The following is a 14,409-nucleotide window of genomic DNA, read 5'->3' as shown; positions in this document are numbered from 1 at the left end:
TGACACACGTTGCCGCGTACGGTCGCGTACGCGGCAACGGTTTGCATCAGTTTTCTTCTTCGAGCCAGCAGGTGTCGTGCTGCGCGAGCATCGCGCTCGACGCGGCCGGCCCCCACGTGCCCGCCGCATACGGCTTCGGCGGCTTGAGCGTGCGCGCCCATTCGTTCAGGATCGGCTCGACCCATTGCCAGGCGGCTTCCTGTTCGTCGCGACGCACGAACAGCGCGAGCCGGCCGTTGATCACGTCGAGCAGCAGGCGCTGGTACGCCTCCATCTGCCCTTCCTTGAAGAACTGGTCGAACGCGAGGTCGAGGTGCACGCTCGCGAGGTTCATCCCTTCGCCCGGCTGCTTCGCGAGACAGTACAGGCGGATCGTCTCGTTCGGCTGCAGCCGGATCACGAGACGGTTCGCGCCGGGACGCAGCGCGGTCGGCCCGAGCGCCGAATGCGGCACCGGGCGGAAGTTGACGACGATCTCCGCGACGCGGTCGGCCAGGCGCTTGCCGGTGCGCAGAAAGAACGGCACGCCGGCCCAGCGCCAGTTCTCGATCTCGACCTTCAGCGCGACGAACGTTTCGGTCTGACTGTCGGGCTTCACGCCCGGCTCGGTCGCGTAGGCCGGCACCTGCACGCCCTTGATCACGCCCGCATGATACTGGCCGCGCACCGCGACCTTGCCGATGTCGCGCGGATCCACCGGCTTCAGCGCGCGCAGCACGCGCAGCTTCTCGTCGCGCACCGAGTCGGAATCCATCGAATGCGGCGGCTCCATCGCGACGATCGACAGCAACTGCAGCAGGTGGTTCTGCACCATGTCGCGCAGCGCGCCCGTATTGTCGTAGAAATCGCCGCGCGCCTCGACGCCGAGCTCCTCGGCGATCGTGATCTGGATGCTCTCGACCCATTCGCGGCGCCACAGCGGCTCGAACAGCGCATTGCCGAAGCGCAGCGCGAGCAGGTTCTGTACCGGCTCCTTGCCGAGGTAGTGGTCGATCCGGTAGATCTGGCCTTCCGCGAAGATTTCGCCCACCGCGTCGTTGATCGCGTTCGACGATTTCAGGTCGTAGCCGAGCGGCTTCTCGAGCACGATGCGCGAGCCTTCGTTCAGGCCGACCGACGCGAGCGCCTTGCAGATCGGCACGAACAGCGACGGACCGGTCGCGAGATAGAACACGCGGATGCCGGGCAGATGCGCGATCGCGTCGCGCAGCACGACGTAGTCTTCCGCGCGGCCGAGATCGAGGTTCACGTATTCGATGCGCTCGAGGAAGGACTTCCACGCGTTTTCGTCGAATGCGCTGCCGGCAGCCTTCGCCGCATGCGGTTTCACGTGCGTGTCGACCCACTCGAGATAGTGGGCCCGATCCGATTCGTGTCGCGCGACGGCGATGATCCGGCCGCCTTCCGCCAGCATGTTGCCGCGGTGCGCTTCAAACAGTGCGGGCAGGATCTTGCGCATCGACAGGTCGCCGGTGCCGCCGAAAAGTACGAAGGTAAAGCTGGAATCGGTATGCATGTGTCTCCGCCAGTTGGGGTGCTCGGAAGCGATCCGTAGTGCGATAAAAATATTTTTGACACTGAATTGTAGTTTAACTACAATCCGCCGCAAGGGGTAGCACCTGGGTGAAGAAAAAAAGATGTGCGGTCGATGAACTGCGCGAGCTTCGCCTTCGGGAACGCCTTGTGCCGAATGGTATCGGACATTGACGGAGCGTATCGTTCGCGCGCCGTCGCCCCCGGGCTCGCGCCGCGGCATCGCGGTGGGCCAGAAACACAAAGAGGAGACACGCCGTTGAATCTCGATTCACGCTTTCTGTAAGAGCCCGGCCGGTCATCGGCCCCGTACGCTGCATGCGTCCCGCGGCTCGATTTCCCCGTCGTTTATCAAGAAGCCGGTTCCCCGTCGGGGAACCTCACGAGTTGATTCAGTCTGGAGGAGATAAGTAATGAAAGTTCGCTCGATCATGGGCGCGCTCTGCGCCGCAGGCCTGATGGCTGGCGCCGTGGCGGCGCAGGCAGCCGAGAACGTAACCGTGCTGCACTGGTGGACCTCGGGCGGCGAGTCGAAGGCCGTCGGCGTGCTGAAGGACGACCTGCAGAAGCAGGGCTACGTGTGGAAGGATTTCGCGGTCGCGGGCGGCGCCGGCGCCGCGGCGATGACCGCGCTGAAGACCAAGGTGATCAGCGGCGATTCCCCGTCGGCCGCGCAGATCAAAGGCCCGCTGATCCAGGACTGGGCCGACCAGGGCGTGCTCGTCAACATCGATTCGGCCGCCGGCGACTGGAAGCAGAACCTGCCGCCGGAAATCGACAAGATCATCAAGTACAAGGGCCATACCGTCGCCGCGCCGTTCTCGGTGCACCGCGTCAACTGGCTGTACATCAACAAGGCCGCGCTCGACAAGGTCGGCGCGAAGGTGCCGACCACCTGGCCCGAATTCTTCGCGGTGGCCGACAAGCTGAAGGCCGCGGGCATCCAGCCGGTCGCGATGGGCGGCCAGCCGTGGCAGGACCTGACGCTGTGGGAAGACGTCGTGCTGTCGCAGGGCCCGGCGTTCTACAAGAAGGCGCTCGTCGACCTCGACCCGGCGACGCTGAGCTCGCCGCAGATGCTGTCGGTGTTCGACACGGTGCGCAAGATCCAGGGCTACTTCGATAGCGGCCGCAACGGCCGCGACTGGAACCTCGCGACCGCGATGGTCATCAACGGCAAGGCCGGCATGCAGTTCATGGGCGACTGGGCGAAGGGCGAGTTCGAGAACGCCGGCAAGAAGGCGGGCAAGGACTACGTCTGCGCGCCGGTGCCGGGCACCGCGAATTCGTACACGTTCAACGTCGATTCGTTCGTGTTCTTCCAGCAGAAGGGCGAGAAGAACGCGACGCCGGGCCAGCTCGCGCTCGCGAAGACGATCATGACGCCGGACTTCCAGGAGCAGTTCAGCCTGCTGAAGGGCTCGGTGCCGGTGCGTCTCGGCGTGAAGATGGACAAGTTCGACGACTGCGCGAAGAAGTCGTATGCCGACGAGCAGACCGCGATCAAGTCGGGCGGCTTCGTGCCGTCGCTCGCGCACGGCATGGCGCAAGGCGACGCGACCGCCGGCGCGATCACGGACGTCGTGACGAAGTTCATGAACTCGCAGCAGGATTCGAAGAGCGCGGTCGCCGCGCTCGCGAAGGCCGCGAAGGTCAAGTAACGCGCGCCAGGCGCCCGGCCGGACACGCTTCATCGGCCGGGCGTTTTTGCATGTGCAGCAAACGGGCTCGCCCGCGGGCCCGTGCCGTACCCGGCGCCGGCCCGGCCTGCGTCGCCCTCGTTCCAGGAGTCGAATCAAGTGGCTGCCCCTCTTAGCGGAAACGGATCCGGCGCTGCCGCCGCACGGCGTACGTCGCCGATGTCGGCCTTCGCCGATCGCTGGATCCCGAAGCTCGTGCTCGCGCCGAGCGTCGCGATCGCCGTGGTGTTCATCTACGGCTTCATCCTGATTACCGGCTATCTGTCGCTGACCCGCTCGCGGCTGTTGCCCAACTACGAATTCGACGGCTTCGACCGTTACACGGACCTGTTCCAGAACGACGTGTGGTGGACCTCCGCCGCGAACCTCGGCTGGTTCGGGATCCCGTTCATCGCGATCTGCGTCGGGCTCGGCCTGTTCCTCGCGATCCTGCTCGACCAGCGGATCCGCAACGAAGGCGCGCTGCGCGCGATCTTCCTGTACCCGATGGCGCTGTCGTTCATCGTCACCGGCACCGCGTGGCAGTGGATCCTGAACCCGGGCCTCGGCCTCGAGAAGGTGATGCACGACTGGGGCTGGACGAGCTTCTCGTTCGGCTGGCTCGACGATCCGGACAAGGCGATCTTCTGCGTGGTGATCGCGGCCGTGTGGCAGTCGACCGGCTTCGTGATGGCGCTGTTCCTCGCGGGGCTGCGCGGCGTCGACGGCGAGATCTTCAAGGCCGCGCAGGTCGACGGCGCGACGCTGCCGACCATCTACCGCAAGATCGTGATCCCGAGCATGCGCCCGGTGTTCTTCTCGGTGCTGCTGATCCTCTGCCACATCACGATCAAGACCTTCGACCTCGTCGTCGCGCTGACGGCGGGCGGCCCGGGCACGTCGTCGTCGCTGCCGGCGATGTTCATGTACACGTTTTCGTTCAACCGCGGCCAGCTCGGGCTCGGCGCGGCGTCCTCGGTGATGATGCTCGCGACCGTGGTCGCGGTGCTGGTGCCGCTGATGTATATGGAATCGAGGAGCACCCGCAATGCAGCCTAAGATGACGATCAGCCGGGCAGTGATCTACGCGGCACTGATCCTGTTCGCGCTGTATTTCCTGTTCCCGATCTACGTGATGCTGTCGACGTCGTTCAAGGACCTCGACCAGCTTCGTACCGGCAACCTGCTGACGCCGCCCACCACGTGGACCGTCGAGCCGTGGGTGAAGGCATGGAGCGGTGCGTGCACCGGCGTGCGCTGCGACGGGATGAAGCCGTTCTTCCTGAATTCGCTGCAGATGGTGATTCCGGCCGTGCTGATCTCGTCGCTGATCGGCGCGTTCAACGGCTACGTGCTTACGCACTGGCGCTTTCGCGGCGCGGACGCGCTGTTCACGATGATGCTGGTCGGCTGCTTCATCCCGTTCCAGGTGATCCTGCTGCCGATGGCGCGCCTGCAGGGGATGCTCGGCCTCGCCAACACGATTCCGGGCCTCGTGTTCGTGCACGTCGTGTACGGGATCGCGTTCACGACGATGTTCTTCCGCAACTTCTACGTGAGCGTGCCGGCCGAGCTCGTGAAGGCCGCACGCATCGACGGCGCGGGTTTCTTCACGATCTTCACGAAGATCCTGCTGCCGGTGTCGCTGCCGATCTTCATGGTGTGCCTGATCTGGCAGTTCACGCAGATCTGGAACGACTTCCTGTTCGGGATCGTGTTCTCCGGCGTCGATTCGATGCCGATCACGGTCGCGCTGAACAACCTCGTCAACACGTCGACGGGCGTGAAGGAATACAACGTCGACATGGCCGGCGCGATCATCGCCGCGCTGCCGACGCTGCTCGTCTACGTGGTCGCCGGCCGCTACTTCGTGCGCGGGCTGACGGCAGGCGCGGTGAAGGGGTAAGCGCGGCTTCATCCGATACGACGAACCGGCCGCGCACCACGCGCGGCGCATCGAAACGAACCCGACGCGGCGCCCGAGTGCGCCGCGCGAGACGAGACAGAGGATTCACAGCATGGCAAGCCTTTCCATCCGTGACGTGTACAAGACCTACCCGAACGGGGTGCCGGTCCTGAAGGGTGTCGACATCGAGATCGAGGACGGACAGTTCCTGATCCTGGTCGGCGGCTCGGGCTGCGGGAAATCGACGCTGCTCAACATGATCGCCGGGCTCGAGACCGTCACGAGCGGCGAGATCTGCATCGACGGCAAGGTCGTGAACGACCTGTCGCCGAAGGATCGCGACATCGCGATGGTGTTCCAGTCGTACGCGCTGTATCCGTCGATGACGGTGCGCGAGAACATCTCGTTCGGCCTGAACATCCGCAAGGTGCCGAAGAGCGAACAGCAGCAGATCGTCGAGCGCGTGTCGGCGATGCTGCAGATCCAGCACCTGCTCGACCGCAAGCCGGGCCAGCTGTCGGGCGGCCAGCGCCAGCGCGTCGCGATGGGCCGTGCGCTCGCGCGCGATCCGTCGCTGTTCCTGTTCGACGAACCGCTGTCGAACCTCGACGCGAAGCTGCGCATCGAGATGCGCGCGGAAATCAAGCTGCTGCACCAGCGCCTCGGCACGACGATCGTGTACGTGACGCACGACCAGATCGAGGCGATGACGCTCGGCGACCGGATCGCGGTGATGAAGGACGGCGTCGTCCAGCAGTTCGGCGCGCCGCAGGAGATCTACGATTCGCCGTCGAACCTGTTCGTCGCGGGCTTCATCGGCGCGCCGCCGATGAACTTCATCAACGGCAAGCTCGTCGAGCAGGGCAGCGGGATCGCGCTCGAGATCGATACGGGTCTCGCGCGCAGCGCGCTGAACCTGCCGTTCGACGCGGCGAAGCTGAAGTCCTACGTCGGCCGCGACGTGATTCTCGGCCTGCGTCCGGAGCGCATCACCGATGCGCGCAGCGCGCACAACGGCGAGGCGTCGAAGCTGCAGCCGATCGACGTGCGCGTCGACGTGACCGAGCCGACCGGCCCGGACACGCACGTGTTCGCGCAGGTGAACGGCAAGCGGATCGTGAGCCGCGTGCATCCGGCCGCGAACCCGCAGCCGGGGCAGACGCAGTCGCTGCTGTTCGACGTGTCGAAGGCGGTGCTGTTCGATCCGGCGTCGGAAGAGCGGATCGCGTGACGCGGCGTTTGCGTTGAACGAAAGAGAAAGGGACCGTTCATTTCGAACGGCCCCTTTGTATTTTCGACGATGCGGTCGGTGCGCTCCCGGCGCGTCGCTCAATGCGGCAACCGCACGTCGAACTTGAACGTCGCGAGCCGTGCGACGAGGATGAAGCCGGTCGCGAGCAGCACGCTGTACACCGAATCGAACTGCAGCCATACGAGCAGCAGGTAGAACCAGCAGCCGACGAACGCGCAGGTCGCGTACGGCCGCGAATCGCGCAGGATCAGCGGGATGTCGTTGCACAGCACGTCGCGGACGATCCCGCCGACCACGCCGGTGATCACGCCCATCATCACCGCGATGAAGCGCGGCATCTCGGCGTCGAGCGCGATCGACGTGCCCGAGATGCTGAAGATGCCGAGCCCGATCGCATCGGCGATCAGCAGCAGCCGTTCGGCCGACAGTCGCGACAGCATGCGCAGCACGAACGGCGCGAACAGCGCGAGCACGAAGATCGCGATCACGTAGTCGTCGTGCACGACCCAGTAGAACGGCCGGCGCTCGAGCAGGATGTCGCGCAGCGTGCCGCCGCCGAATGCGGTCGCGAGCGCGACGACGAACGTGCCGACCGAGTCGAGACGGTTCTTGCGCGCCTCGATGAACCCCGAAATCGCGAATGCCAGCGTGGCGATCGCCTCCAGTACCGCGATCGCGAGCGTCAGCCTAGGATGCGGCACGCGGCCCCCGGTCGGCCGGCGTCGCATGCGGCTGCAGCAGCACGAGCACCGCGCCCGCGCCGCCGTCGTGGCCGCGCGCCTCGCAGAACGCGATCACCTCTTCCTTCTGCACGAGCCACGCGCGCACCTTGCCCTTCAGCACGGGTTCCTTGCCGATCGAGCCGAGCCCCTTGCCGTGGATCACGCGCAGGCAGCGCAGCCCTTTCTTGCCGGCTTCGCGGATGAATTCGGCGAGTGCATCGCGCGCTTCGTCGCGCCGCATGCCGTGCAGATCGATCTGCGCCTGCACGATCCACGCGCCGCTCCTCAGCTTGCGCACGACGTCGCGGCTGATGCCGGGGCGGTGGTAGTAGAGCGAGTCGTCGGTGTCGAGCAGCGTCTCGGGATCGAATTCGTCGGACAGCGTCGCGTTCAGCACGGCTTCCTCGTCGCGCTGCGTCTGCTTCGGCACCGGATCGGGCGGCATGCGGCCCGACGATGCGCGCGGCGGTGCGTTCAGCGGCCGGATCGTGCCGATTTCGTGACGGAACAGGTTCGCGTCGGCTTGCGCGTTGCGCTCTGCTTGCGCGGCTTCGACGCGTGCGCGTTCGCGACGATCGGCCTCGCCTTGCAACGACTTGCGCAACGCGCCGAGGCCCGCGAGGCCCTGGCCGCGCAACGCGGCCGCATCGAGCGCGGGTGGCGGCGCCTCGGGCGCCGGGGTCACGGGGCGGGCCGCGATCTTCCGCTTCGCGGGATCGCTCGGATGGGGCTGGTTCTTCGCCATGATTCGGTAACGGGGCAGGCGCGTTCGGGCGCGCGGGCAAAAAAAAGCCGCTGCGCGGCGGCAGCGGCTTTCCGGTCGGGCCCGCTTCGCGGCAGCGGACGCCATTGTAGCGCCCACCGCGAAAAGGCTTCCGGCTTACTTCTTGTCGTGCAGGCTTTCGAGGTAGCGCTGCGCGTCGAGCGCGGCCATGCAGCCCGTGCCCGCGCTGGTGATCGCCTGGCGGTACACGTTGTCCTGCACGTCGCCCGCGGCGAACACGCCCGGCACGCTCGTCGACGTCGCGTTGCCTTGCAGGCCGCTCTTCGTCAGGATGTAGCCGTCCTTCATCTCCAGCTGGCCCTGGAACAGGTCGGTGTTCGGCTTGTGGCCGATCGCGACGAACACGCCCTGCACGTGCAGGTCTTCCGTCGCGCCGGTCTTCACGTTCTTGATGCGCAGGCCCGTGACGCCCGACTCCTCGCCCGTCACCTCGTCGAGCACGTGATCCCACTTGATGTCGACGACGCCTTCCTTCTGCTTCTCCAGCAGGCGGTCGATCAGGATCGGCTCCGCGCGGAACTTGTCGCGGCGGTGGATCACCGTGACCTTCTTCGCGATGCCGGTCAGGTAGAGCGCTTCCTCGACGGCCGTGTTGCCGCCGCCGATCACCGCGACTTCCTGGTTGCGATAGAAGAAGCCGTCGCAGGTCGCGCAGGCCGACACGCCCTTGCCCATGAACGCTTCCTCGGACGGCAGGCCGAGATACTGCGCAGACGCTCCGGTCGCGATGATCAGCGAGTCGCACGTGTATTCGCCCGAGTCGCCGATCAGGCGGATCGGCTTTTCGTGCAGCTTCGCGGTGTGGATGTGGTCGAACACGATTTCGGTGTTGAAGCGCTCGGCGTGCTCCTGGAAGCGCGCCATCAGCTCCGGACCCTGCACGCCTTTCGCGTCGGCCGGCCAGTTTTCGACGTCGGTCGTGGTCATCAGCTGGCCGCCCTGCGCGATGCCGGTGATCAGCACCGGGGACAGGTTGGCGCGCGCCGCATAGACGGCGGCCGTGTAGCCGGCGGGGCCGGAACCGAGAATCAGGACTTTGGCGTGTTTGGGCGTGGACATGTGCGAATCCGTAAAAGGCGGCCGCGGCGGGCGGGGTAGGGCTCGCCGTACGATCCGGGTTGACCGGGATGCCGTCATAGATGGGTATCAGACGCGCATTATAAAGGCCCCGTTGCTGCGCTGCCGAACGAGAGTTTCAATCGCGCCGATAGCGTGGGCGGCGCGGCGGACGTCGCCGCGGCAGCGAACCGGGCGGTCGTCGGCCGGTCGGCGGCGCGTTGTCGCAGGCGCGGGCGTCCGGCCCGCATGCGGCCGTCGGCGGGCCGGTCTGGCACCCGTCCCCGTTATGTAACCGTCATTTACACTTGGCGGCGCGGTGCAGCGTTTACAATAAGCGCGATCGAACGACAGGCGGGCGCACGGCCCGTCCTCTTTATACGGATTCATGGCAAAAGCTCCTTATTCCGCCCAGGCACAGGCGTTGCCGCACCGGATGTCGAAGCTCCTCACGGAGATCCGCTGGATTCTCCAGGTCGCGCTCTGCGCCTTTCTGGTGATGGCCCTGCTGAGCTACAGCCGGCGCGATCCGAGCTGGACGCACGCCGCCCAGGTCGATCACATCTCGAACTGGGCCGGCCGCGTCGGTGCGTGGACGGCCGACATCATCCTGCTGCTGTTCGGCCTGTCGGCCTACTGGCTGATCGTGCCGCTCGGGCGGCGCATCGCCGTCAACTACCGCCGCATCACGCGCCACGAGGCGATTCCCGACGAGCCGGAGCGGCCGATCGGCTGGCTCACCGAAATCTTTGCGTTCGTGCTGGTCGTGCTCGCGTGCGACGGCATCGAGGCGCTGCGCATGTGGTCGCTGAAGGTGCAGTTGCCGCGCGCGCCGGGCGGCGTCGTCGGCGAAGCCGTCGCGGGCGCGATGTCGCATGCGTTCGGCTTCACGGGCGGCACGCTGCTGCTGCTGATCGCGCTCGCGATCGGCCTGTCGCTGTATTTCCGTTTCTCGTGGCTGTCGGTCGCCGAGCGCGTCGGCGGCGCGATCCTGTCCGCCGTCAACGTCGCGAAGCTGCGCCGCGAGGCCGAGCGCGACCGCAAGCTCGGCGAGGCCGCGGCGGTGCGCCGCGAAGGCAAGGTCGAAGAGGAGCGCGTGCGCATCGAGGATCACGAGCCGGTGACGATCGTGCCGCCGGTCGTCACGCCGGCGAAGTCCGAGCGCGTCGAGCGCGAGCGCCAGGTGCCGCTCTTCACCGACCTGCCGGGCGACTCGACGCTGCCGCCGGTGTCGCTGCTCGACCCCGCGCCGAAGGCGCAGGAAGCGATTTCCGCCGATACGCTCGAATTCACGTCGCGCCTGATCGAGAAGAAGCTGAAGGACTTCGGCGTCGAGGCGAGCGTCGTCGCCGCGTATCCGGGCCCGGTCGTCACGCGCTACGAGATCGAGCCGGCCACCGGCGTGAAGGGCAGCCAGATCGTCAACCTCGCGAAGGATCTCGCGCGTTCGCTGTCGCTCGTGTCGATTCGCGTGGTCGAGACGATCCCCGGCAAGAACTACATGGCGCTCGAGCTGCCGAACCAGCGCCGCCAGACGGTGCACCTGTCCGAGATCATCGGCTCCGAGGTGTATGCGGCCGCGTCGTCGGCGCTGACGCTGAGCCTCGGCAAGGACATCGGCGGCAAGCCGGTGTGCGCGGATCTCGCGAAGATGCCGCACCTGCTGGTGGCCGGTACGACCGGTTCGGGCAAGTCGGTCGGCATCAACGCGATGATCCTGTCGCTGCTGTACAAGGCGACCGCCGAGCAGGTGCGCCTGATCCTGATCGATCCGAAGATGCTCGAAATGAGCGTCTACGAAGGTATTCCGCACCTGCTGTGCCCGGTCGTCACCGACATGCGCCAGGCCGGCCATGCGCTGAACTGGACGGTCGCGGAGATGGAGCGCCGCTACAAGCTGATGAGCAAGCTCGGCGTGCGCAACCTCGCGGGCTACAACAACAAGATCGACGATGCGGCGAAGCGCGAGGAGAAAATCCCGAACCCGTTCAGCCTGACGCCGGACGATCCGGAACCGCTCGGCCGCCTGCCGAACATCGTCGTCGTGATCGACGAGCTGGCCGACCTGATGATGGTCGTCGGCAAGAAGGTCGAGGAATTGATCGCGCGGATCGCGCAGAAGGCGCGCGCGGCCGGCATCCACCTGATCCTCGCGACCCAGCGGCCGTCGGTCGACGTGATCACGGGCCTGATCAAGGCGAACGTGCCGACGCGGATCGCGTTCCAGGTGTCGTCGAAGATCGACTCGCGCACGATTCTCGACCAGATGGGCGCCGAGTCGCTGCTCGGGATGGGCGACATGCTGTACCTGCCGCCCGGCACCGGCCTGCCGGTGCGCGTGCACGGCGCGTTCGTCGCCGACGACGAAGTGCATCGCGTCGTCGAGAAGCTCAAGGAGCAGGGTGAGCCGAACTACGTCGAGGGCCTGCTCGAAGGCGGCACGGCCGACGGCGACGAGGGCTCGGCCGGCGCGGGAACCGGCGAAGGCGGCGGCGAGTCTGACCCGCTGTACGACCAGGCGGTCGAGATCGTCATCAAGAACCGCCGCGCGTCGATCTCGCTCGTGCAGCGCCATTTGCGCATCGGCTACAACCGCGCGGCGCGGCTGCTCGAGCAGATGGAGCAGTCGGGGCTCGTGTCGGCGATGTCGTCGAGCGGCAACCGCGAAATTCTTGTGCCGGCGCGCGACGCGGAATGAGTCCGCGGCGCCCGCGGCGCCGGCCACCCAGGGAGAAAACCGCAATATGCAGCAACTTTCGTTCGCCCCTTCCCTTCGTTCGACGCGGCGCTGGCTCGGTGCGGCGCTCGCCGGCGCCTCGCTGATGCTCGCCGCGACGCACGCGTTCGCGGGCGGCACCGAGCAACTGAAGGCCTTCGTGTCGCAGGTGCGTTCGGCGAAGGGCGATTTCACGCAGCAGATCGTCAAGGCGCCGGCCAAGGGCGCGAGCGCCGCGCAGGCCGCGCCGAAGCCCACCGACAATTCGAGCGGCACGTTCGTGTTCTCGCGTCCGGGCAAGTTCATCTGGACGTACCAGAAGCCGTACCAGCAGGTGCTGCAGGCCGACGGCGACAAGCTCTACGTATATGACCGCGACCTGAACCAGGTCACCGAGCGCAAGCTGAACGGCGCGCTGGGCGCGAGCCCGGCCGCGATCCTGTTCGGCAGCAACGACCTCGACAAGAACTACACGCTGCGCGATGCGGGCGAGAAGGGCGGCATCGAATGGCTCGAGATGCTGCCGAAGGCGCAGGACACGCAGTTCCAGCGGATCGGCATCGGCTTTCGCAACGGCACGCTCGCCGCGATGGAGCTGCACGACGTGTTCGGCAACGTCACGCTCCTGACCTTCACGAACATCCAGACGAACCCGCCGCTGAAGGGCGATACGTTCAAGTTCGTCGTGCCGAAGGGCGCGGACGTGATCAACGGCTGACCGCGCTGCGCGCCGCGGTGTCGCAACGGGCCTGCCGGCGACGGCAGGCCCGTGTTGTTTTGGGGCGCGGGTACTGGGCGCCGGCACCGGGCGCGGGCACTACACACCGGGCCCGGCGGCGCGCACGCGCGGCTGTCATAATGTCGGGTCCGGCGGCCGGTTCGGCCGCGACCGTTTGATGTGGAGCGAGGGTTCATGTCCGACCTGTTTCAAGTCGAGCCGCGCCGTCCGCTCGCCGAGGCGCTGCGGCCGAAGACGCTCGCCGAGGTGATCGGCCAGACGCATTTGCTGGGCGAAGGCAAGCCGCTGCGGCTCGCGTTCGAATCGGGCAAGCCGCATTCGATGATCCTGTGGGGGCCGCCCGGCGTCGGCAAGACCACGCTCGCGCGGCTCACCGCGCTCGCGTTCGATTGCGAGTTCATCGCGCTGTCCGCGGTGCTCGGCGGCGTGAAGGACATTCGCGAGTCGATGGAGCAGGCGAAGGACACGCTGAACCGCACCGGCCGCCACACGATCCTGTTCGTCGACGAAATCCACCGGTTCAACAAGGGGCAGCAGGATGCGCTGCTGCCGTTCGTCGAGTCGGGGCTCGTGACCTTCATCGGCGCGACGACCGAAAACCCCAGTTTCGAAGTCAATTCGGCGTTGTTGTCGCGTGCGCAGGTGTACGTGCTGAAATCGCTGAACGACGACGAGATGCGCCAGTTGCTCAAGCGCGCGCAGGACATCGCGCTCGACGGCCTCGCGTTCGACGACAAGGCGATCGATACGCTGATCGGCTACGCGGACGGCGACGCGCGCCGCTTCCTGAACCTGCTCGAACAGGCGCAGACGGCGGCGACGTCGGCCGGGGTCGCGACGATCGATGCCGATTTCGTCAGCAGCGCGATGACGCTGAACGCGCGGCGCTTCGACAAGGGCGGCGACAACTTCTACGACCAGATTTCGGCGCTGCACAAGTCGGTGCGCGGCTCGAGCCCGGACGGCGCGCTGTACTGGTTCTGCCGGATGATCGACGGCGGCGCGGATCCGAAGTATCTCGCGCGGCGCATCGTGCGGATGGCGTGGGAAGACATCGGCCTGGCCGATCCGCGCGCGTTGCAGGTGGCGAACGACGCGGCCGAAACCTACGAGCGGCTCGGCTCGCCGGAAGGCGAACTCGCGCTCGGGCAGGCCGTGATCTATCTCGCGTGCGCGGCGAAGAGCAACGCCGGCTACAACGCGTTCAACCAGGCGATGGCGTTCGTGAAGCAGGACAAGTCGCGCGAAGTGCCCGTGCATCTGCGCAACGCGCCGACCAAGCTGATGAAGGAGCTCGGCTACGGTCACGCGTATCGCTACGCGCACGACGAGCCGCACGCATACGCGGCCGGCGAGACCTACCTGCCGGACGGGATGCGCGAGCCGCGCTGGTACCAGCCGGTGCCGCGCGGGCTCGAATCGAAGATCGCCGAGAAGCTCGCATGGCTGCGCGAGCTCGATCGCGAGGCCGGCAAGAAGGACTGACGGCGGGCGCGGGCCGGTTCGGCCCGCGTTGCCGCGGAGGCGTCAGCGCTTGCGGCCCGGCTGCTGTTTCTTCCAGTATTCGAACGGCTCTTCGTGGCATTCGATGTCGAGTTCGGCGACCCGCGCATGCAGGCGTTCCTGCGCGTCGGCGATCGCGAGGTTGTAGATCGCCGGCGCGATTTCCTGGATGAAGAAATGCAGCAGCGCGCCGGCCTGGATGTTGCCGATCGGCTCGTCCATGTTTTCTGTGAAATAGCGTTGCAGCGACGCGATCGCGCGGTCGCGTACATCCTTGTCGAGTTCGATGGTCATCGGATTCCCTGGAGTGCGGTGACGCGGAGCCGGCGCTCCGCCCGATTCGGTTGCCGCCCGCCGGCGCGGGCGTTGTGCGATCCGCCATGGCGACGCGCGCGGCCATTCGCCGCCCGCCGATGCGGCGGACCGGCAACGCGATACTGCCATGGCCGCCGATTTGCGGCATCGTCCGTCCGGCCAGTGCCGTGGCAACCCCGCGGTGCGTTAGAATTCCCGTCTTAC

At 66.6% G+C, this 14,409-nt stretch carries 12 protein-coding genes; 7 read left to right on the top strand and 5 right to left on the bottom strand.

Annotated features, from left to right (window positions below; translation table 11 throughout):
• Nucleotides 1-46 precede the first annotated feature (46 nt).
• Nucleotides 47-1,516 carry a glucose-6-phosphate dehydrogenase gene (zwf, locus tag HWX62_RS26445; protein ID WP_175930116.1) on the bottom strand — a complete coding sequence of 490 codons (1,470 nt, stop codon included), beginning with the start codon at nucleotides 1,514-1,516 and terminating at the stop codon, nucleotides 47-49.
• A gap of 430 nt (nucleotides 1,517-1,946) precedes the next feature.
• Between zwf and HWX62_RS26440 the strand changes: the two genes are divergently transcribed.
• From HWX62_RS26440 to ugpC, 4 genes are all read left to right on the top strand, one after another.
• Complete coding sequence (locus HWX62_RS26440; RefSeq protein ID WP_175930117.1) at nucleotides 1,947-3,194, top strand: ABC transporter substrate-binding protein; 1,248 nt, start codon at nucleotides 1,947-1,949, stop codon at nucleotides 3,192-3,194.
• Between the two features lie 138 nt (nucleotides 3,195-3,332).
• Nucleotides 3,333-4,271, top strand: a complete 939-nt coding sequence (locus tag HWX62_RS26435; RefSeq protein WP_175930118.1) for a sugar ABC transporter permease — start codon at nucleotides 3,333-3,335, stop codon at nucleotides 4,269-4,271.
• Complete coding sequence (locus tag HWX62_RS26430; RefSeq protein ID WP_175930119.1) at nucleotides 4,261-5,118, top strand: carbohydrate ABC transporter permease; 858 nt, start codon at nucleotides 4,261-4,263, stop codon at nucleotides 5,116-5,118. The genes HWX62_RS26435 and HWX62_RS26430 overlap by 11 nt, the downstream gene beginning before the upstream one ends.
• A gap of 112 nt (nucleotides 5,119-5,230) precedes the next feature.
• Complete coding sequence (gene ugpC, locus HWX62_RS26425) at nucleotides 5,231-6,349, top strand: sn-glycerol-3-phosphate ABC transporter ATP-binding protein UgpC (protein WP_175930120.1); 1,119 nt, start codon at nucleotides 5,231-5,233, stop codon at nucleotides 6,347-6,349.
• Nucleotides 6,350-6,447: 98 nt separating this feature from the next.
• Here ugpC and HWX62_RS26420 read toward each other — a convergent pair whose 3' ends face one another.
• The 3 genes from HWX62_RS26420 to trxB all read right to left on the bottom strand — a co-directional run bounded on the left by HWX62_RS26420 (nucleotide 6,448) and on the right by trxB (nucleotide 8,935).
• Nucleotides 6,448-7,098 carry a trimeric intracellular cation channel family protein gene (locus tag HWX62_RS26420; protein WP_175930121.1) on the bottom strand — a complete coding sequence of 217 codons (651 nt, stop codon included), beginning with the start codon at nucleotides 7,096-7,098 and terminating at the stop codon, nucleotides 6,448-6,450.
• Nucleotides 7,058-7,837, bottom strand: coding sequence for a Smr/MutS family protein (locus tag HWX62_RS26415; RefSeq protein WP_175930122.1), 780 nt, complete (start codon nucleotides 7,835-7,837; stop codon nucleotides 7,058-7,060). The genes HWX62_RS26420 and HWX62_RS26415 overlap by 41 nt, the downstream gene beginning before the upstream one ends.
• Nucleotides 7,838-7,972: 135 nt before the next feature.
• Nucleotides 7,973-8,935: a thioredoxin-disulfide reductase gene (gene trxB, locus HWX62_RS26410; RefSeq protein ID WP_059574122.1), complete on the bottom strand. Its 963-nt coding sequence runs from the start codon at nucleotides 8,933-8,935 to the stop codon at nucleotides 7,973-7,975.
• A gap of 385 nt (nucleotides 8,936-9,320) precedes the next feature.
• On the opposite strand from trxB, the gene HWX62_RS26405 reads away from it, so the two are divergent.
• From HWX62_RS26405 to HWX62_RS26395, 3 genes are all read left to right on the top strand, one after another.
• Complete coding sequence (locus HWX62_RS26405; RefSeq protein WP_175930123.1) at nucleotides 9,321-11,630, top strand: DNA translocase FtsK; 2,310 nt, start codon at nucleotides 9,321-9,323, stop codon at nucleotides 11,628-11,630.
• 46 nt (nucleotides 11,631-11,676) lie between these two features.
• Entirely contained in the window at nucleotides 11,677-12,366 is a 690-nt protein-coding gene (gene lolA / locus HWX62_RS26400) for an outer membrane lipoprotein chaperone LolA (protein WP_175930124.1), read from the top strand.
• Between the two features lie 195 nt (nucleotides 12,367-12,561).
• The gene (locus HWX62_RS26395) at nucleotides 12,562-13,872 is read left to right on the top strand and encodes a replication-associated recombination protein A (RefSeq protein ID WP_175930125.1); all 1,311 of its coding nucleotides are present in this window, start codon (nucleotides 12,562-12,564) and stop codon (nucleotides 13,870-13,872) included.
• Nucleotides 13,873-13,914: 42 nt separating this feature from the next.
• On the opposite strand, the gene HWX62_RS26390 is transcribed toward HWX62_RS26395, so the two are convergent.
• Entirely contained in the window at nucleotides 13,915-14,184 is a 270-nt protein-coding gene (locus HWX62_RS26390) for a DUF2164 domain-containing protein (protein ID WP_175930126.1), read from the bottom strand.
• Nucleotides 14,185-14,409: the final 225 nt, after the last annotated feature.

The organism is Burkholderia sp. BCC0506 (assembly GCF_902833145.1).
Lineage (GTDB): Bacteria > Pseudomonadota > Gammaproteobacteria > Burkholderiales > Burkholderiaceae > Burkholderia.
This window is presented reverse-complemented; position numbering and strand designations above follow the sequence as displayed.